Below are 18,616 nucleotides of genomic sequence, written 5' to 3' on the forward strand. Positions count from 1 at the left end.
GCGTAACACTGGTGTGTTTTTGGCGTAATGTTGGCGCAGCATGAGAGAAAAAAGGTTGTAATATTGTATTATGCGATAGATTGAGAACAGGCTTCCATTGGAGGAGAATTTTCGTTCGACAAATTCTGCATCTCCTTCAAATTAGCCATTTTAGTTCGATAATTTAACTGATGTATTAAAAGCATTGGAGGGGTCCAGTTGAGACAACAATTTCGAGAGTTTTATTTTAATAAAGATAATGAGGATATTTGGGAAGAATCAATTATTGTCTTAGATACAAATGTTTTATTGAATTTATATAGATATACTAAAGAAACATCAGATCAGATCCTAAGTTTGTTACAAAAATACGAAAAAAACCTATGGATGCCTCATCAAGTGGCTTTGGAATATCATTATAATAGAAAATCCGTAATTGTAGAACAGAGTGGTTCATATAAGAAAGTGTGTGATACTTTTAATGAAGTGCCCGATAAAATTAGAAATATGCTGAATCAAGATTTGAGTAATTTTAAAAAGAGACACAAAGAGGATGTAGATAGTTTCATTAAGATTATTAAAGATATTACTAAAGAACAAATTAACAAACTAAAAGATAGAAATGATAGCGAATTGGATTTAACTAAAGAAGATACAATAAAAAATAAAATTACTGATCTATTTTTACATAAAGTAGGTAAACCATATGAAGAATCTAAATTGAAAGATTTAGAAAATGAAGCAGACGCTCGTTTAAAAAACAAAATACCCCCAGGATATAAAGATTATGATAAGAAGAAAGGTAATAAATTTCATAATGGTGTTGTCATACAAAATAAATATGGTGATTTAATTCTTTGGAAACAATTGCTCGATTTTGCAGGAGAAAATGAGGTTAATATAATTTTCTTAACTGATGAACAAAAGGAAGATTGGTGGTACGACATAAACAATCAAATAATTGGACCAAGAATTGAATTGTTAAATGAATTTACTCATGTAACTAATAAAGAGTTTCATATGTTTAGCTCAATTGGTTTTGTTGAAAGACATTCAAGTTATTTTAATGAAACTGCAGTTTCGGAAGTAAGAGAGGTAACAAAAGAGTACACAAACATAGAAAAATTAGCTTTTTTAAATAATCAATTTGCTGATAAACAATCAGAAGCTATGAGGCTTAAAGAAAAAGGTATCAAAATGATGAACTTATTTTCAGACCTTGAACACAAAAGTTTATTTGAAGCAAGATATAATGTTAAAACTAATGAAGAAATTTATGAAATAATAAGCGAAAGCTTACATACGAAAATTGAGAAAAGTTCGTTTCTAAGTTTTTGTTATTGGTTTAAAGATTATGATTTTACATTCGATGAATTTGAAGAGGGATATGAACGTTTTTATGCTAAAGTTAAAAATGAATTTACTATGTACATTGCTGATAAAATAATGAATATTTTATATAGGCTAAACATAGTTGAGACTGATCCAGCAAATAACAGCTGTATTAATATGAATGAATTGAGAAATGTTGTATACGGTTATCTGGTGGAATATGACAAATGATTTGACAGTAATCCTTTTTAGTACCCATTTGGGTGCTTTTTTATTTGAAAGTGTTCTGTATTAATAAGTAAAGGGGATGAATGATGCCGTTAAAAAGATGCAATACGCCTACTTGCCGAGAATATATAGACTGGACCGAACGCTATTGTAAGAAGCACTAGGGCTATGCTGATAAGCAATACAACAAAGATGTGAGGTACAACAGGGAGAACGAAGCGCATTACAAATACTATCAAAGCAGAGAATGGAAATCACTTCGAGAAGCGAAGTTGCGTGAGAGTCATTACAGATGCGCTGTGTGTGCCGCAGAGGGACGAGTAAACATGTCCAATAGGTTAGTGGTCCATCATAAGTATAAAGAGCTTAGAGAGGTATTTCATGATGATATAGAGCGCAATGATTTAAACAACCTTGAGGTGCTTTGTCAGTATCATCATAATAAAATTACATTCGGGAAGGGGAAAGGATGAGTCAAAATATAGTTGTGAGCCTATGGAGTGAAGATAAAAAAGAATTTGTGAAAGTATGTGTGAATAGCAAAAATAAGGAAGCTTTACTTGATGGGCACACTTATGAAGCAGCGAAGAAAATGTATAAAAAATTATTTTAAGTCCCCCCGACATTTAACGGGGTAGGCTTTTTTGATTCCTGGAAATCGGCGACCCGTCAACTTTAAGGAAAGTGTTGAAATGAAATTTTGATTTTTCCCGTTTTTTGTGGTTTTTCACCTTTTCTTAAAACGGCTTGAACTATTGCAGTTATTGAGATAGAGCGGTCTGACACATTTGTTTAATCTTCTAAAATTAATAAGATGCATTCTTAACATTTTTAATGATTTGGGATGACCGGAATATTGTTCCTGCCATGCTGAAAGGTGGTGGTTTTTATTGGCGAGAAGAAAACAAATGACGGACACATTAAAAGGACAAATATCAAACGAAGAACGAGAGCAGCGGCAACAGCATGAAGAAAAATTGAAAGGCTTTTCGCCATTGAAAGAAAACCCGCCTTTTTGGCTATCAACAATGGCAAAGAATGAATGGAAGAGGATTTACCCACATATTATCGAGCTGCCTATATCTGAACTAGATCGCACTTTGTTGGCTATGTACTGTAATAGTTACGCAAAGTATCGAAAGGCACCTTGTATAGTAAGGTGTTTTTTTAAGTTTTATTTCCTTAGATAATTGACGCAATCTGGTTCTTTTCATTGTATAAAATGTATTTCGCTAGACATTTGTTATTATTTTAAAATATATGGTTAATAAATCCAATATTCTGTTGGGGAAATCACCCTCATTATAGACAAAAATATATACTTGAAAGACTAGTAATCGTTTAAATTCTACTAAATGACAGATAATTTTACATAAAAAAGTTAATGTTGACATTTTATTCATAATTTGTTTATATTTATAATTGTAAGAAAATTCACGCAAAAGGAGTGGTTAGATTGAAAAAGCTAGGTTATGTAACAAACACTGACTCGAACGACATTTCAGTTATTGACATTAATACTAATGTTGAGATTGGAAGAATTCCGGTGGGAGGAAGTCCCCGTGGAGGAATGGCTATCGAAAATAATGGCGAGTTTGGATTTGTATCAAATTGCGCTGGAAACACGGTATCTGTAATCGACATCAAGAATTCAAAAGAAGTCACTAAAATAACTGTTGGTTTAGCTCCAAGAGGAGTAGTAATCTCTCCTGATAATTCATTACTATTTGTTTCTAATTCAGGTTCAAATGATGTATCAATTGTTGACCTAACTACAAAAGAAGAAATTACGAAAGTTCCAGTAGGAAACAATCCTAGAGCACTCTCTATTACACCTAGTGGAGAATACGTTAATATCCCTTGCTGGGGTGAAGATGCACTTTCAGTTATTAAAGTTAATTATGATCAACCTGAAAACTCTTATGAGACTACACGTATATCTTTAGGCGAATTCAGAAGACCTTATCATGCTTTTTCTGATGCAGACAATACTCATGTCTATACGGCTAACACGCACGGTCATTCAGTATCGATTGTCAACATCTTAGATGAAGTTATAGAAGCAGAAGTTAAAGTAGGTTACGGTCCAAGAGCTGTAATATCTGATTCAAAACACCCTTACTTATACGTAAGTTGCGAAGCTTCAAACGTAGTGAGTGTAATCAACAAGCACACATGGAAAGAAGAGAAACAAATTGATGCAGGGCTAACACCTAGAGGATTAAAACTAGACGAGGAAAATGGTACTATTTACGTTTCTAATTTCTCAAGAACTTTTCCAACCACATCTTCTCCTATCATGAACAGCCTATCTGTTATTGATTTAAAAGAACAAAAACAAATTGGCACTATCAAAACTGGGCTTGGACCATGCAGTATTAACATCTTTGATCCTGTAAAACTAAAAGTAGAATCAGTTGTAGATACTGAAGTCAAAGCAACCAATTAAAATGGTACAAAAAAGAAGGTAATTCGTAATTCGCCTTCTTTTTGTTTTTCTAAGGAGATGGATAACGTGAGCAACAATATTACTAAATTTTTGAAATTGAATGATTGGTCAATAATACCTGAAAAAAATAAGGGAGAGTCTCCAAACTCAAAAAAATTTGAGGATCTTCGATATGTTTATCATCAAAGAATCAAAGGTTTTTGCAGACCTTATGTATTAGCGCAAAGAATAAGTTGGGAAATTAGGTCACCAATAGAAGTTCAGGTTGAACCCGTGGAAGAATACCAGTTATCTTGTAAAGAAGAAGAGTTGCAAAGTTTGGGAAATACATTGAACATTGACTATTGGGTTAAGAGGGGGGATGTATTTCTAGGATTGAAACCTGACGGTTGGTTCAGACTTCATCAAGCTAAAATGAATGGTCAATGGCATAACTTATTTATCCCAAATGGTGAAAGAACATTTGAATGGAGGTTAGGTTGGGGGCTGGAATGTACAGAGGATCAAATAGCAATGTTACTACCCGCTGATGGTCAAGATAAAATAAAAGTACACCCAGGTATTTTAGAAAGTAAAACGTTAAACAGATTTAATGAAGCAGGTACTGGTATGTCTTTAGCTATTGAACCGATGAAAAAAGCGATAATTAAAAGAAATGAAGTAATTGCAAAATTAATAATAATGCCAAAAAGTGTACTAGAAATTAAAACTATAGTTGAAGAAAGAGGTATAAGGGATGAGTAAGTTCTCATTGTACTGGGAAGTCCTTAAAAATAAATATTTTTCTATTTTATTTTTATCTTCATTTTTAAATACATTAGCACACTCAATAGCTGTAATCACAATCATCTGGTTTATTTATCAAGAAACAAACAATCCTGTGTTCATTGCAATTTCTCTACTATGTTTAGAGTTGCCATCCATGTTGTTTGCACCAATTTGGGGGACTTTTTTAGATAAAGTTAAAATTGTTTATGTTGTTGTTTTTGCTAACTTAACAAGAGCTTTACTATTTTTATTTTTATTATTTAATATGACATTAATTACAACAATTGACTTCATTATCTTTTTTGTTTTATTGAGTTTATCAAGTTCGATAGCTCCAATTGTGAAATCTGGAGAGACTATGCTATTGTTCAGAATACTCCCCAAAAAAGATCTTCTTCCTGCAAATTCTTTAATGAATATTCAATTTGATTTAGCATTCGTTATAGGACCAATGATAGGAGGTATAATTGCTACAACAAAAATCGGCCCCTATGCTTTTTTGATTAATTTTGTCTTATTGGTGTTTGCATCAACATTCTTCTTCTTCTTAAGAAGTTTTTCTCATGTTAAGGAAAAAGTGAAGACAGTTACTAAGAATCGAATACTTGAGTGGTTTATTGAGTTTAAGAATGGGATTACATATATCGTTAAAGATAAAGTCGTAGGTTCCTTAGTAGTTTTAAATTTTTTCTATAACCTTTTTATATGGGGAACAACACCTACTTTATTACCTATATTAACTGAACAGACCAAAAATGCAGGTGCTACTGGATATGGTTTATTAATGGCTTCAACTTCTATTGGAATCATCATTGGATCAATTTTAGTTGGTGTATATAAAACTAAATTTAATCCCATATATATTGTTTTGTTATCATTAGGATTTCATGGAGTTTTCTACTCAACACTAGGTCTGCCAATGAATATATATTTCTTTGCCTTAATGCTTGGGATAGCAGGTCTTATATCCGCACCTTCAATGATTTACAACAGAACGATATTTCAATTACTAGTGCCAGAGAACAAACAAGGGAGAATTTTCACTTTATTAAGTACTGCCGGTGCATTAGGATTTCCACTAGGAACTATAACAGTTGCTCATATCACTACTCAGTTTGGTAGTGAAAGTGTAAGTAACATTTTTCTTATCTTTGGTTTATCGTTTGCTCTTATTACTCTAGTCATTGGTACTGTATATATGAAACATTTTAATAATCACTCCGCAAAATTAACTGAAATGACAAAAGAGGGGGGTTAAAAATGTTAAAGACAAACTTCAATACCTTAGTAAAAATTCAGTTATATAAACAAAAGCTTTTGAAGAAAAGCGAATTAAATGGAATCAACGGCATTAACACTTTATTAAATGACTTAAGTTATATTCAACTAGATACTATGAATGTAACAGCTAGAAGTCAGGATATATTTCTTTGGACGAGAATATTAGACTATAAGAAAAGTATGTTATTAGATCTATACAAACTAGATTTAATATTTGAACAATATTTATACGCCTTGTGCATATTACCTTATAGTTCAATATCGTATTTAAAAGATACTCATTTAAGTAATAAAGCAAAATTACAAGAGGACCCAGAACTAGACTTCATATTAGATATTTATAACAAAGCAAAAAGCAAAAAGAAATTGCAATCTATAGACTCTAATAGCAAGACCTCATCAAATGATGCGTGGCAAGTCACACCTACGAGAAATGCACTAGATAAATTATGGAGAGCAGACTTATTAAGAGTGAAAAGAGATAGTAACTTTAGAAAAGTTTATAGTTTACCACCTGAAAGATCTAATACAGTGGAGAACAAAAGTGAATCAATGCTTGAATATTTTATTGATAAAGCATTTGAAAATTTAGGTATTGCTACAATTAAAGAAGCGAAAAACTATTTTGGATTGAATAAAAAGAAGACATCAAAAATAATTAACGGTATGATTAGTGATAAAAAATTACTACCAATCATGATAAACGGGATAAATGATGGGGAGAGTCATTATATTAGAGATTGTGATGTTCACTTAATTGAGAAAATTGCTCAAGTTGAGAGTGAAGCATGCACACTATTAACTCCATTTGATAATCTACTCAGAGACAGATCAAGAGTACAAAAATTATTTAATGTGGATTATCGTCTAGAAAGTTATATACCTAAAGAAAAGAGAAAGTTTGGTTATTTCGGGATGCCAATTTTAATTGGTGAAAGATTAGTTGGAGTGATAGATCTGAAATTGTTTAGAAATGAGAAAAAACTACAAGTGAACAAATTATCTTTATTTTATCCTATGGAAAAAGAATTTCACTTAAAAGAGATAGGGGCGATTTTAAAACGGTTTGCTAAGTTTATTGGCGCGGAAAGTATTGAATATTCTGAAAATATAGAGTGCGCTTCTTTGGAGGTGTAAATATTTTGATAGATCTCAAAACGAGACCTCTTCGACAAATTCTAGAGAGTAACAATATTAAATACGTCGTTAGTGTACCTTGTACTATACTAGCTTCTTATTATGATTTTCATGATTCTGATAAACTCGAAAATATTATAGTTACAAGAGAGGAAGAAGGTATAGGTATTATCTCAGGATTATCAATTGCTAATGAAAAAGCAGTTATAATGATGCAAAACTCTGGTTTAGGTAACTGTTTAAATAGTTTGGCTTCTTTAAGCATTTCATACAAAATAGGTTTTGTAATATTGGTTTCTTTAAGGGGAGATGATACTTTTGAAACCAATCCTGTTCAAAATGTAATTGGTAGTGCTACAAGAAATATTATAGTTTCACTTGGGTGCAAATTCTTTGAAATATCCAGTATTTCTCAGCTAGAAAACACATTTAGGGAAGCTTTGGATTTAGTGGCTTATTACAATGAACCAGTGTTCATTTTGTTACCAAGAAAAGAGATGTTAAAATGAATAAAATTGATGTTTTTGTTGAATTTAACAAATTTATAAGTAATGAACTAGTTGTATCTCCCTTAGGTGAGACTTCAGAAATTTGGAAATCAATTAATGAAAGAGATAATAATTTCTACATGTTAGGTTCAATGGGGATGCCTATCTCATTTGGGCTAGGTCTAGCATTAGGAACTACAGAAAATGTATATGTAATAGATGGCGATGGATCTTTATTAATGAATTTGGGTGGATTAAGTACTGTAGCAAAAATAAATCAGAAAAATTTAAAAATTATAATTTTAGATAACGGCTGTTATGCAACTACTGGAGGGCAGTTAGCGTGTACTAGTGATGTTACTTCTTTACATGAAGTGGCAATTGCATGTGGTATAAAAGAAGTACATGTTGCTCATAACACCATTAAGTTCAAGGAGTTACTAAATGAAACTCGTTCTGTTGTAGACACCTCTATTATATTTTTAAAAATAAAAAATGAGAAGTCGAATTCTTCTTGTATAACTTTGCTACCAGAAGAAATATCCTCATCTTTTAGAAAGCATTTTGCTCAAAAGATGAATGCTTAAAAACAATCTACTAGACATATAACTATAGATTTTTTAAAAATGGTGATACCATTTTGATTTCACTTATTAATCAAATGCCTTCATGGCGTTGTGTTCTCTTTTATTATACGTCACGTTGTCGAGTAAATCTCGCTAGCAAATAAAGAAAATGAGGGTTTCTTTGACATCTTGTCTTTGAAAACCCTCACTTTCTCTTCAATCTGAGGCGAATTGTTGAAGTTCGTCTTTTTTCTATTTCTTATGGATTTTCTATTTACTATGATGGAAGTAGATGAGAAGGGAAAGAGTGAAAGATTCCTATTTCCTATCATGCATTTGAACAGATCAAACAGCAATCAGTAATCTATTTGTCGGTTCTATTACATGCAGGAGAGCAAATAGGTCGTACGATTCAAATGGGCAAAGTGGCATGTCATGCGATGAAACTGTCAAAATTAGCAAATCTCTATCTGTATTTTAAAATTTTACATTGACACCATCCTTTTCTATGATAAAATCATAGTGTGATAATGATAATCGTTATCAAATGATATAACTACATATAGATTGGATAGGTGAGGTACATGTTCAGAAAATCTTTTTTGTCTTTTTTAGTTGTGTTCTCCATTGTTTTGCTTGCGGCTTGCGGGAATAACAGCAGTGAAGGAAAATCAGACAGTAAAGAGAAAGCTCGGACTGTTGAAAGCGCTATCGGTTCAACTGAAATTAAAGGGACGCCTAAACGTGTTGTGACATTATACCAAGGAGCTACAGATGCAGCGGTAGCAATGGGCATTAAGCCAGTAGGTGTTGTGGAATCTTGGCTTGAGACGCCTAAATATAAATATTTAAGAGATGATCTAAAGGATGTTAAAATTGTTGGACAGGAAACGCAGCCGAACTTAGAGGAAATTAAAAAACTAAACCCAGATTTGATCATTGCGTCTAAAGTTCGTCATGAGCAAATCTTTGATCAGTTAAAAGAAATTGCACCGACTGTTGCAACAGAGACAGTCTATACGTTTAAAGATACAGTAAAACTCATGGGTGAAGCGTTAAATCGGGAAGACAAGTCGAAAGAACTGTTAACGAAGTGGAACGATCGTGTGGCTGACTTTAAAGAAAAGGCCCAAAAGAAGATTAAAAACTGGCCAATGAATGTAGCGGTTGTAAACTTCCGTGCAGATCATGCAAGAATTTATCAAACTGGCTTTGCGGGATCTATTTTAACAGAGCTTGGTTTTGGGGGACCTAAAAATGTCAAAGATAAAAAACAAGATATCATTACACTGACAGATAAAGAGAGCATTCCGCAAATGAACGCAGATGTGATTTATTACTTCATGGATGATCAAGATAAGGCTGTCGAAAAAGCGTATAAAGAGTGGACGAGTCATCCTTTATGGAAGCAGCTTGATGCGGTGAAAGCGAAACAAGTTTACAAAGTAGATGAAATCACTTGGAACATGGCTGGCGGTATCATTGCTGCAAACATGATGCTTGATGATATTTATGATCGACTAGGACTTGAAAAATAAGAAATCACAGAGGAGAAAATGTGAAAAAATCATTTTCTCCTTTTTCCATCACAGATTGAAAGCGGGAATCAGATGAGAAGTTTATTAAACAAGGATTCGAGTAAGGCGCTGCTCTTTGCGGGGTTCATTGTGTTGATGTTGGTCTTTTTTATGCTCAGTATTTCTCTTGGGCAAACGACTATTCCCTTCAAAACCACCATCCATGCTTTTCTTCATTTTGATGAATCTGATGCAAACAGTGTCATTGTCATGACTTCTAGGCTATCACGAGCTTTAATTGCAATGGTCGTTGGTTCAAGTTTAGCCATTTCAGGTGCACTTATGCAGGCATTAACGAGAAACACGCTTGCTGCTCCTGATTTATTAGGGATCAACGCCGGCGGTTTATTTTTCATCGTGATCTCTATTATTTTCTTCTCGACAGAGTCGTTAACAGCCTATATGTGGACAGCTTTTTTAGGATCTGCTATTGCCGGAATGCTTGTTTTTCTATTAGGCTCGATCGGGAGAGATGGACTCACGCCGGTCAAAATTGTGCTAGCAGGGGCTGCCATTTCTGCCCTGTTTGCGTCCTTTACACAAGGCCTTTTAATCGTGAATGAGCAGTCGATTCAAAGTATCTTGTTTTGGATGGCTGGTTCTGTCTCTGGACGAAGTATCGATATGCTTCTGCCTGTGTTACCTTATATCATAGGGGCTACCATTGTGGCACTGCTTCTCGGACGTGCGATCAATGTTCTACTGTCAGGAGAAGATATTGCCAAAGGACTCGGTCAGCGTACATTGTTGCTGAAAATTACGATGGGGGTGCTTGTCGTTTTTTTAGCTGGTGGTTCAGTTGCTGTAGCTGGTTCTATTGGTTTTGTTGGTTTTCTCGTGCCGCATATTGTGAAAAAGCTTGTCGGACCTGACCATCGCTGGGTACTGCCGTATTGTGCTGTGGTTGGTGCGTCTCTTTTACTTGTGGCTGATATTGCGGCTCGTTTTCTGATTATGCCTCAGGAAGTGCCGATTGGCGTTATGACTGCTGTAGCGGGAGCACCTTTATTTGTTTATCTCGTGCGCAAGGGGTTGAAGGCGGGTGGCTAAAACATATACAGTTCGCTCAAAGGGTGGGCTCATTTCGTTTCAATTTTCAAAGCGGACTTTTTTGATTTTACTTTTATTAATGGTGATTGCATTTGGTTTGTTTATTTTCAGTCTGTGTATGGGAAGCCAGTTTATTCAGCCGGTGGATGTAATGCTTCATTTGATTGGTCAAGAAGGAGAAAATTCGTTTGTTTTAAATACGCTGAGGATTCCAAGAACATTGCTTGCTGTTCTAGTTGGGGCCTCACTTGCGGTTTCAGGGCTGATTTTACAAGGATTAATTCGAAATCCGCTTGCATCACCTGATCTCATTGGAATTACAAGCGGTGCTTCATTTGGTGCGATTATGTTTATCGTTTTTTGGATGGGAACTGTGCCAATTGCTTATCAGTCATTATGGGCGATTGCAGGTGCTTTTGCGGTATCCTGCCTGATTTATTTGCTTTCTTGGAAGAAAGGCGTCAAGCCGATTACGCTTGTGTTGATGGGGATTGGCATTTCAGCCATCATGAAAGCTTGCGTTACGTTTACCCTTGTTTTGAGTGATACGATGACAGCGACAAAGTCATATATATGGCTAACGGGCAGTCTATATGGCTCCACGATGAAAGACGTGACAGCCATGCTTCCTTGGGTCATGATCATTTTACCTATCGTCATGATGTTAGCAAGAACGATGAATGTGAAGGAGCTTGGTGATGACCTTGCGACAGGTCTTGGGGTAAAGGTACAGGCAAAACGGTTATTCTTTCTTTTATTGAGTGTGATTTTAGCCGGTATTGCGGTTGCGTTTGCAGGCGGGATTGAATTTGTCGGACTTATGGCGCCTCATGTGGCAAGGTTGATCATTGGTCGTTCCTTCATTGCCCTTGTACCGGCCTCTGCGCTGATTGGAGGTATTCTAGTGATGCTGGCAGATCTCGTCGCAAGAACTGCTTTTCTTCCTTTAGATGTACCAGCAGGTGTATTTACAGCAGCAATCGGAGCGCCATTCTTTATTTACTTATTATACCAACAACGAAATCGATAAATGAAACGTATGTAAAAAGACGGGGGTTTTGATATGATGCCAGAGTGGGTTGAGAGAGAATTACTTGATTTTGGGGTACACATCACAAGTAGTCCAATCAAGGCCGATTGCACACTTGCTGTGCTTTTTTCTGAAGAGTCTGCTGCTCGTTTATTGGAAGCTGAAAAGATAGCGATGCATGCACCAAATCTTGCAGTGGCGGCATCTATATTTTCTAAGCGCTATGCGTACTTAGTGGTCAGTTCATCTTTATACTTGATGACATTATATGATAGCATTTATCAAATTTCACCATCTGCTTGCGTATTTAGAGAGGATCGAAAAATGGCTCTCGATAAATCAGCGTGTTCATTTGTCCAATTAGAAGGAGATCGCAACGAGTGGAGAGAACAAGTGATTTGCGCTCTTTTCACACAGTATGTCACACCTCTTTTAGACGTGTTGCACCGCGTGTCAAGACTCCCTTACTCCATCCTATGGGAAAATGTAGCTGTTCGCATCAACTCTCTATATCGAAGCATGATGAAGAAAGTGGAGGATCCCGCCATGAAAAAGCGGGTGAAGGAAGATTACGTCTTTCTTAAAGAAGCGGCTGGTGAAGTATTTGGCTCTCAGCAAAATCCTTTCAAATGCAGTTTGAATTTAGATGAAAGTTTGTTACAAACATCTAACCGAAAAACTTGCTGTATGTATTATCAACTTGAGAAAAAAGCGGAAAATCTTGCTTATTGTCTCGTCTGTCCGCTTGAGAAGAAGAAAGGAACTGTATGTAAGTAGCAGTACTGCAACACGAAGACAAAAATTCCATTTATTGTAAAGTCTTGTACTTGTGTACTTGTGTGCTCGTGCACGATTTGACCCATCATTTCCCGCAATAGCGCACCTAACTAGACTTCAATGGTTTTCAGGTCACGGTGTAAATAGACAAAGGGCTAAAATAAACATCATTTTTGTTTTAGCAGGTCTTGAAATCATCCTTATTGAAATGCGGTGCAGCAATGAAGTGCAGAGCAGGCTACAGGCGGCTCTAGCCATCTATGAACAAATGGAATAACGCTAGATTGACTACTCGCAAACTGCGGGTATTTTTTTATTTGAAAAGAACACCATTTTTTGAAAAACTAGACTTATGGACAACGAAATCGATATACTGTAGAAGTTATTATATTTTTTGACATCATTTTTAATTTTATCTATTTGCAGAAAGAGGTTTTTATATGAAGAAAATGGGCAGGTTATACATTTTGATGCTGAATATTTTCATCGCCATGCTAGGCTTTGGTTTGATTGTTCCTGTCATGCCGAGTTATATCGAAGCCTTTGGCGCAACTGGAAAAACCCTTGGCTTTCTCGTTGCCGCTACTGGTCTCACACAATTTGCTTTGTCGCCAATTGCTGGTGTATTGACTGATCGTTTTGGACGTAGAAAACTGATCATCGCTGGGATCGCCGGCTTTACAATTGCTCAATTTATCTTTGCTTTTGCCGATCAGCTTTGGCTACTATTCGTGTCACGATTCTTAGGCGGAGCTGCGGGGGCATTATTGATGCCTGCCATGTTTGCATATATCGCTGACATTACAAGTGAAACAGATCGCGGGAAAGGAATGGGCTTATTTAGTGCAGCGATGACACTTGGTTTTGTCATTGGACCGGGAGTAGGCGGGTATTTGGTTGAATACGGGATTGCCTTTCCTTTTCTCATTGCTGGTTCTTTTGCCGCGCTCTCCACCTTCTTGTCGGTCATTTTTTTACCTGAAACGTTAACGAAGGAAAAGCAGGAAGAAGCACGGTTGAATCAAGAAATGAACTTCAATCCTTTTGTTCAGATGATTCAGGCTTTAAAAACATCATATGGCTTTTTATTTATCTTAGCTTTTGTGCTTCATTTTGGCATCATTCACTTTGAGTCGATTTTTGGTTTATACGTAGATCAAAAACACGGATTTACACCAAAGGATATTGCATTTGTGATTACTGTCGCAGGCCTAGCTGGTGTGCTTGTTCAAGGTGCTCTAGTGAATACCTGTGTCAAACGGTTTGGTGAAATGCATGTCGTACGTTATGCACTGCTAGGAGCTGCTTTTATGCTCATTGCTTGCCGATATGCACCTTCTTATTGGCTTATCTTTACGTTTTCAATTTTATTTTTAGCGGCGACCTCTTTTGTTCGTCCAGCTCTCAATACATTGCTCTCCAAAATGGCAGGTGATCGCCAAGGGTTAGCCGGCGGCATGAATACATCTTTTATGAGTCTTGCAAATATCGTCGGACCAAGCCTTGCTGGTATTCTATTTGATTTGAATATTGAGCTTCCTTTTATGTTTGGTACATTCGTGCTTTGTTTAAGCTTCATTGCATCCATGATTTGGGCAAAAAAGGTGCAGCATATCCATGCTCCTTCTTGAAGACTGTTCGACAAAATGAGAGTGAAAGTTTGATATCAATTAGGTGGGAATAATCGATTTTTTTCATATTTTGATAGATGACGATAATCGTGATGAGAGAGGACTTTTCATATATTCACATGGATAAACTGCTTATGAGATCAAACATCTCTTTACATCGTGTTGATCTAAATGCAGTATGTCAAAAAAGTTCATCATGGTCACCTTACGTATTTGACGACGGGTGATTTTTCTTGATGAAGCGCGCGGATGAATTCATCATCAACATGTAAATGATCCTTTACTAATTGATGTGGTGTTAAAGCCATCCATTGATTGAGAGAAATATCTGCAAAACGATCACTTTTAAAAATTTCCAGAAACCAAAGACTTTGTTCTCCGGTATTTTGAATGTAGTGCCCCATTCCAAAAGGAACATAGCCGACATCACCTGCTCTGTAATTAAAGGTTCGGGCTGTACCGCCTGCGCCAAAGACAGTCATTTTGGCAGTGCCGGTTAAATAATATTGCCACTCATCATTATTAGGATGCCAATGCATTTCTCTCATCCCGCCAGGCAATACTTCAACAAGAGCAGCGGCAATGGTTTTAGAGACTGGGAAGTTCTTAGAATCAACTATTCTAACCGATCCTCCAGAGGTTGTAAGCGGTTTTTGTTTGAGAAGTTGATATGTAAATGGCGGCTGAATGTTGCCATACGGATCAGGTACTTCCTGACTTTGCAATGGTTGCGGGGTTGAGCCTTGAAACATATAGCGCTGCTTCTTAGGAATTCGATCGAACATGTTCGAAGGCACTCCAAAATTGGCTGAGAGAATATCTTTAGGTGTATGGGCAAACCAATCTGTGATTGTAAAGGTATCAAATTCAGAAAAACGTCCATCATCAAATACAAGGAGAAATTCACAGCCCTCCCCAAGACCTTGGATGGAGTGGGGGATACCGGGCGGGAAATACCACAAATCTCCTTCTGATACATCAGCGATGACATTTCTGCCATACTCATCAACAGAAGTAATCCGAGCTTTGCCCAAAATCATATATGCCCATTCTGCCTGCTTGTGCCAATGAAGCTCGCGAACACCTCCGCATTTTAGCCGCATATTAACCCCAGCAATTGTTGTTGAAACAGGAAGCTCTCGTTCAGTAATTTCTCTAGACCAGCCGCCATGATTCAAGTGCATATGGGTATCAGAATAAGAAAACTTTAGATTAGGGATCGTTCCGGCATCAGTTTTAGGAGGAATCAGCATATCGGGGTTCTCCCTATCACGAAGGACGTCACGCGGTCCTAAGTCTGTAGCACCAGCGCCGTCCTCTCGAATAGGATGCGGGATGCGGCTCATTTCTTTATCCACTAGTCATTACTCCTCTCGCCTTTCTTTTCCTCATCAAAAATATATGAAGTGTCAGAAAGAATGATTCAATAGGAATTGAATTAAAGGTTTAGCAGCATCTGAGTACGAAGCGCTAAGCGAAGCTGCATCGTCGTATCGTCGTATCATGGGCTTTTAATCTTTTCCCAAGCAGTTCTTCGCATTTATCAAGTCGATAAATGACTGTGTTGCGGTGGACATAATGTTTGGCTGTTTCTGACATGTGGCAATGTGATTCTAAATAAACGGAAAAGACTTTGATCTTCTTGCGATTGTTCATATCACTGATGCAGGCAGATGATGAAATTTGATTACATCATCTTAGTCATTCTAATACGTCCTTTGCTTGGTGGAGCTGAATAAATTTATGGTTTCATGATAGATGTCCAGCACGAAGAGCATCCATCATTTTATATAGTTGTCAATTAATATAACAAACAAAAAAGAGATCAGAATGGCACATGCGTCAGTCATCTTCATTCAGAATTATGGGTAAATATGATATGTTGTAAACAGAAGAATTTCTTTCAGAAAAATGGGCATCCCAAGGACAAAGACGCGTGCATAAGAAAGCCGTCTAATAAAACATACCTGTTTGTGGTAAGAGGTGACAAACTTGATTTATATCGGATTAACTGGTTGGGGAGATCATGACAGTCTTTACCCACCGAAAATAAGCAGCACACAAAAGCTGTTTCACTATGCTTCGACGTTCCCAATTGTGGAATTGGATGCAAGTTTTTATGCTGTTCAGCCCGAGCGCAATCATGAAAAGTGGATAAAGGATACGCCTGACGCCTTTCAATTCGTGGTGAAAGCGTACCAAGGGATGACGGGACATCAAAGGGGCGAGATGCCATTTGACTCAAAAGAGGAAATGTTTGATGCATTTAAAATATCGCTGACTCCGCTGATTCGTGAAGGAAAGCTTGCGATGGTGCTGTTTCAATTTCCACCATGGTTTAATTGTAAAAAGGAACATGTCCAATATTTAAGGTGGTGTAAGGAGAAAATGGGGGATATCCCTTGTGCACTTGAATTCCGAAATCGAACATGGTTTTCGAGCGAATTTTATCATCAAACCCTTTCTTTTATGGAGAAAGAAGAGTGGATTCATTCTGTGTGTGATGAACCTCAAGTCGGTGAGGGATCGATTCCGCCAGTGATACAAGCCACACATCCTGACAAAACGTTAGTCCGTTTTCACGGAAGGAATAAAGAGGGCTGGCTTCATCCGGCAGATCACGAAAACTGGCGTGAAGTCCGATATTTATATTTATATAATGAAGCTGAATTAAAGGAATGGAAAACGAATCTCGACATCTTGCATCAGCAATCGAAAGATGTTTATGTCGTGTTTAATAATAACTCCGGCGGAGATGCGGCGACGAATGGTCAGCAAATGATTGATTTACTTGATCTGACCTATTCAAGCTTATCCCCGAAGCAGTTAGACTTGTTTAGTTAAAGGAGAGCTGCGGCTTTCAACCTGAATGATATGGTTCAGTGACAACTTGAGGGAGAGATCGACATGCTGCAGAAGCTATGGTTATATCATACAAACGATTTGCACAGCCATTTTGAGAACTGGCCAAAAATTGCAGCCTATATTGAAGAAAAGCGCCAGGTTCACGACCAAATGCTATTATTCGATATTGGCGACCATATGGACCGAGTGAACCTGATGTCAGAAGCCGATTATGGAAAAGTGAATGTTCAGCTCCTGAATCAGCTTGGCTATGATGGGGTTACAATTGGAAATAATGAGGGGATTACATTGCCCCATGATCAACTGGATCAATTGTATGAAGAGGCACATTTTCCGGTGATCCTATCTAATTTATATGAGAAAGGGAAGCGTCCTTCTTGGGCAAAGCCGTACCATATGATGACATTAGAAAACGGACTGACAATGTGTGTCCTAGGTGTCACGATTGCTTATACACCTGTATATAAGCAGCTTGGCTGGGACATTACAGATCCATTTGAGAGCATTCGAGATATGTTGCATGAGGTAAGAGGACAGGCTGACTTCATTGTGCTCCTTTCGCATCTTGGCATCACCCATGATCGCGAAATAGCACATAATTTCCCAGAGATAGATGTCATATTAGGTTCACACACGCATCACCTTTTAGAAAACGGAGAAATAGAGAACGGGGTGCTATTAGCCTGTGCTGAAAAGTATGGTCATTATATTGGATGCGTTGAGCTGACCTTTGACTCAAAGAAGAAACAACTCTTAGAGAAGAAAGCGACTGTACAATCAGTGGATCAATTGTTAAGCGAATCAGAAGAGGCCATTAACACCTTAAAGAAAGCAGAGAAAAGGGCAAAATTACTCATGCAGGAGGAAGTGACGTCGATCCAGACGAAGCTTGAAACAAAATGGTTCGACACATCCCCTCTTCCGCAGCTATTAACAGATGCCATTAAAGATTGGTGCGGGGCAGATATCGGCATGATGAATGCAGGCATGATACTGGATTCTTTAGAGGCTGGGGTTGTGACAAGAGAAGAGATTCATCGCATATGCCCGCATCCGATTAATCCGATTCGTGTGACTCTTACCGGCAAACAACTCCGAGAAACAGTCCAGCGGGCAGCTGAAGAGAAAATGGAGCAGCTTCGCATCAAGGGCTTCGGCTTCAGAGGTGAAGTGATGGGGAAAATGCTATATAGCGGATTAACCTATACAATAGAAGCAGAAGAAGCAAAACGGGTGAAGGCTGTATTTGTCAATGGACATCTGATCAAAGATGATGATTCATATACAGTTGGAACTGTTGATATGTATACATTAGGATCGCTATTTCCTCATATACGTGATCATGAACACATTGAATATTTTATGCCGGAGTTTTTACGTGATTTGCTTAGTTGGCGATTGAAGGAAGCTAGGTGATTTCCGCTTCAGCCTAACAACACTCGCCTTCAATTCACATAG

The 18,616-nt window shown here is 37.0% G+C and carries 18 protein-coding genes and 2 pseudogenes; 17 read left to right on the forward strand and 3 right to left on the reverse strand.

What is annotated here, in order from left to right; all coding sequences use genetic code 11:
* Positions 1-198: 198 nt before the first annotated feature.
* From ACIQCE_RS08190 to ACIQCE_RS08200, 3 genes are all read left to right on the forward strand, one after another.
* Positions 199-1,542, forward strand: coding sequence for a PIN-like domain-containing protein (locus ACIQCE_RS08190; protein WP_400494354.1), 1,344 nt, complete (start codon positions 199-201; stop codon positions 1,540-1,542).
* A gap of 323 nt (positions 1,543-1,865) precedes the next feature.
* Entirely contained in the window at positions 1,866-2,012 is a 147-nt protein-coding gene (locus ACIQCE_RS08195) for a hypothetical protein (protein ID WP_400494355.1), read from the forward strand.
* On the forward strand, positions 2,009-2,152 hold the full coding sequence (locus ACIQCE_RS08200) for a hypothetical protein (RefSeq protein ID WP_400494356.1): 144 nt from the start codon (positions 2,009-2,011) through the stop codon (positions 2,150-2,152). The genes ACIQCE_RS08195 and ACIQCE_RS08200 overlap by 4 nt, the downstream gene beginning before the upstream one ends.
* A gap of 218 nt (positions 2,153-2,370) precedes the next feature.
* Here the strand turns inward: ACIQCE_RS08200 and ACIQCE_RS08205 are convergent, their stop codons facing one another.
* Positions 2,371-2,535 (reverse strand): hypothetical protein, encoded by a 165-nt coding sequence (locus tag ACIQCE_RS08205; protein WP_400494503.1) that lies wholly within the window; start codon positions 2,533-2,535, stop codon positions 2,371-2,373.
* Between ACIQCE_RS08205 and ACIQCE_RS08210 the strand changes: the two are divergent.
* From ACIQCE_RS08210 to ACIQCE_RS08265, 12 genes and pseudogenes are all read left to right on the forward strand, one after another.
* Positions 2,472-2,684, forward strand: a pseudogene (locus ACIQCE_RS08210) (P27 family phage terminase small subunit); the annotation flags it as partial. The gene ACIQCE_RS08205 and the pseudogene ACIQCE_RS08210 sit on opposite strands and share 64 nt — an antisense overlap.
* 311 nt (positions 2,685-2,995) lie before the next feature.
* Positions 2,996-3,988, forward strand: a complete 993-nt coding sequence (locus ACIQCE_RS08215; RefSeq protein WP_400494357.1) for a YncE family protein — start codon at positions 2,996-2,998, stop codon at positions 3,986-3,988.
* Between the two features lie 66 nt (positions 3,989-4,054).
* Positions 4,055-4,732, forward strand: a complete 678-nt coding sequence (locus tag ACIQCE_RS08220) for a hypothetical protein (protein ID WP_400494358.1) — start codon at positions 4,055-4,057, stop codon at positions 4,730-4,732.
* Positions 4,725-6,014 carry an MFS transporter gene (locus ACIQCE_RS08225; protein WP_400494359.1) on the forward strand — a complete coding sequence of 430 codons (1,290 nt, stop codon included), beginning with the start codon at positions 4,725-4,727 and terminating at the stop codon, positions 6,012-6,014. Before ACIQCE_RS08220 ends, ACIQCE_RS08225 begins: the two co-directional genes overlap by 8 nt.
* A gap of 2 nt (positions 6,015-6,016) precedes the next feature.
* Positions 6,017-7,174 carry a DNA glycosylase AlkZ-like family protein gene (locus ACIQCE_RS08230; RefSeq protein ID WP_400494360.1) on the forward strand — a complete coding sequence of 386 codons (1,158 nt, stop codon included), beginning with the start codon at positions 6,017-6,019 and terminating at the stop codon, positions 7,172-7,174.
* A gap of 5 nt (positions 7,175-7,179) precedes the next feature.
* Positions 7,180-7,683, forward strand: a complete 504-nt coding sequence (locus ACIQCE_RS08235) for a hypothetical protein (protein ID WP_400494361.1) — start codon at positions 7,180-7,182, stop codon at positions 7,681-7,683.
* Positions 7,680-8,249 (forward strand): thiamine pyrophosphate-dependent enzyme, encoded by a 570-nt coding sequence (locus tag ACIQCE_RS08240; RefSeq protein WP_400494362.1) that lies wholly within the window; start codon positions 7,680-7,682, stop codon positions 8,247-8,249. Before ACIQCE_RS08235 ends, ACIQCE_RS08240 begins: the two co-directional genes overlap by 4 nt.
* A 563-nt stretch (positions 8,250-8,812) precedes the next feature.
* Positions 8,813-9,766 carry an ABC transporter substrate-binding protein gene (locus ACIQCE_RS08245; protein WP_400494363.1) on the forward strand — a complete coding sequence of 318 codons (954 nt, stop codon included), beginning with the start codon at positions 8,813-8,815 and terminating at the stop codon, positions 9,764-9,766.
* A 72-nt stretch (positions 9,767-9,838) separates the two neighbouring features.
* Complete coding sequence (locus ACIQCE_RS08250; protein WP_400494364.1) at positions 9,839-10,855, forward strand: FecCD family ABC transporter permease; 1,017 nt, start codon at positions 9,839-9,841, stop codon at positions 10,853-10,855.
* Positions 10,848-11,885, forward strand: coding sequence for a FecCD family ABC transporter permease (locus ACIQCE_RS08255; RefSeq protein WP_400494365.1), 1,038 nt, complete (start codon positions 10,848-10,850; stop codon positions 11,883-11,885). Before ACIQCE_RS08250 ends, ACIQCE_RS08255 begins: the two co-directional genes overlap by 8 nt.
* Positions 11,886-11,918: 33 nt before the next feature.
* Positions 11,919-12,662 (forward strand): IucA/IucC family C-terminal-domain containing protein, encoded by a 744-nt coding sequence (locus ACIQCE_RS08260; protein WP_400494366.1) that lies wholly within the window; start codon positions 11,919-11,921, stop codon positions 12,660-12,662.
* 440 nt (positions 12,663-13,102) lie between these two features.
* Positions 13,103-14,293, forward strand: coding sequence for an MFS transporter (locus ACIQCE_RS08265; RefSeq protein WP_400494367.1), 1,191 nt, complete (start codon positions 13,103-13,105; stop codon positions 14,291-14,293).
* A 200-nt stretch (positions 14,294-14,493) separates the two neighbouring features.
* Here the strand turns inward: ACIQCE_RS08265 and ACIQCE_RS08270 are convergent, their stop codons facing one another.
* The gene (locus tag ACIQCE_RS08270; protein WP_400494494.1) at positions 14,494-15,639 is read right to left on the reverse strand and encodes an oxalate decarboxylase family bicupin; all 1,146 of its coding nucleotides are present in this window, start codon (positions 15,637-15,639) and stop codon (positions 14,494-14,496) included.
* A 92-nt stretch (positions 15,640-15,731) separates the two neighbouring features.
* A pseudogene (locus ACIQCE_RS08275) lies at positions 15,732-15,922 on the reverse strand (helix-turn-helix domain-containing protein); the annotation flags it as partial.
* 363 nt (positions 15,923-16,285) lie between these two features.
* Between ACIQCE_RS08275 and ACIQCE_RS08280 the strand changes: the two are divergent.
* Together ACIQCE_RS08280 and ACIQCE_RS08285 are read left to right on the forward strand one after the other, a co-directional pair.
* A complete protein-coding gene (locus ACIQCE_RS08280; protein ID WP_353854638.1) occupies positions 16,286-17,137 on the forward strand; it encodes a DUF72 domain-containing protein in 852 nt (283 codons plus the stop codon).
* A gap of 63 nt (positions 17,138-17,200) precedes the next feature.
* Positions 17,201-18,574 carry a bifunctional metallophosphatase/5'-nucleotidase gene (locus ACIQCE_RS08285; protein WP_400494368.1) on the forward strand — a complete coding sequence of 458 codons (1,374 nt, stop codon included), beginning with the start codon at positions 17,201-17,203 and terminating at the stop codon, positions 18,572-18,574.
* Positions 18,575-18,616: the final 42 nt, after the last annotated feature.

The sequence above is a fragment of the Bacillus sp. NPDC093026 genome (assembly GCF_044754665.1).
Classification (GTDB): Bacteria; Bacillota; Bacilli; order Bacillales; family Bacillaceae; genus Bacillus; species Bacillus maqinnsis.

Bases quoted from the DNA above. Each gene is read 5' to 3' on its own strand.
- ACIQCE_RS08195 (WP_400494355.1), top strand. From the start codon at position 1,866: ATGTCCAATAGGTTAGTGGTCCATCATAAGTATAAAGAGCTTAGAGAG.
- ACIQCE_RS08200 (WP_400494356.1), top strand. From the start codon at position 2,009: ATGAGTCAAAATATAGTTGTGAGCCTATGGAGTGAAGATAAAAAAGAA.
- ACIQCE_RS08205 (WP_400494503.1), bottom strand. From the start codon at position 2,535: ATGGCGAAAAGCCTTTCAATTTTTCTTCATGCTGTTGCCGCTGCTCTC.
- ACIQCE_RS08225 (WP_400494359.1), top strand. From the start codon at position 4,725: ATGAGTAAGTTCTCATTGTACTGGGAAGTCCTTAAAAATAAATATTTT.
- ACIQCE_RS08230 (WP_400494360.1), top strand. From the start codon at position 6,017: ATGTTAAAGACAAACTTCAATACCTTAGTAAAAATTCAGTTATATAAA.
- ACIQCE_RS08240 (WP_400494362.1), top strand. From the start codon at position 7,680: ATGAATAAAATTGATGTTTTTGTTGAATTTAACAAATTTATAAGTAAT.
- ACIQCE_RS08245 (WP_400494363.1), top strand. From the start codon at position 8,813: ATGTTCAGAAAATCTTTTTTGTCTTTTTTAGTTGTGTTCTCCATTGTT.
- ACIQCE_RS08250 (WP_400494364.1), top strand. From the start codon at position 9,839: ATGAGAAGTTTATTAAACAAGGATTCGAGTAAGGCGCTGCTCTTTGCG.
- ACIQCE_RS08260 (WP_400494366.1), top strand. From the start codon at position 11,919: ATGATGCCAGAGTGGGTTGAGAGAGAATTACTTGATTTTGGGGTACAC.
- ACIQCE_RS08265 (WP_400494367.1), top strand. From the start codon at position 13,103: ATGAAGAAAATGGGCAGGTTATACATTTTGATGCTGAATATTTTCATC.
- ACIQCE_RS08270 (WP_400494494.1), bottom strand. From the start codon at position 15,639: ATGAGCCGCATCCCGCATCCTATTCGAGAGGACGGCGCTGGTGCTACA.
- ACIQCE_RS08285 (WP_400494368.1), top strand. From the start codon at position 17,201: ATGCTGCAGAAGCTATGGTTATATCATACAAACGATTTGCACAGCCAT.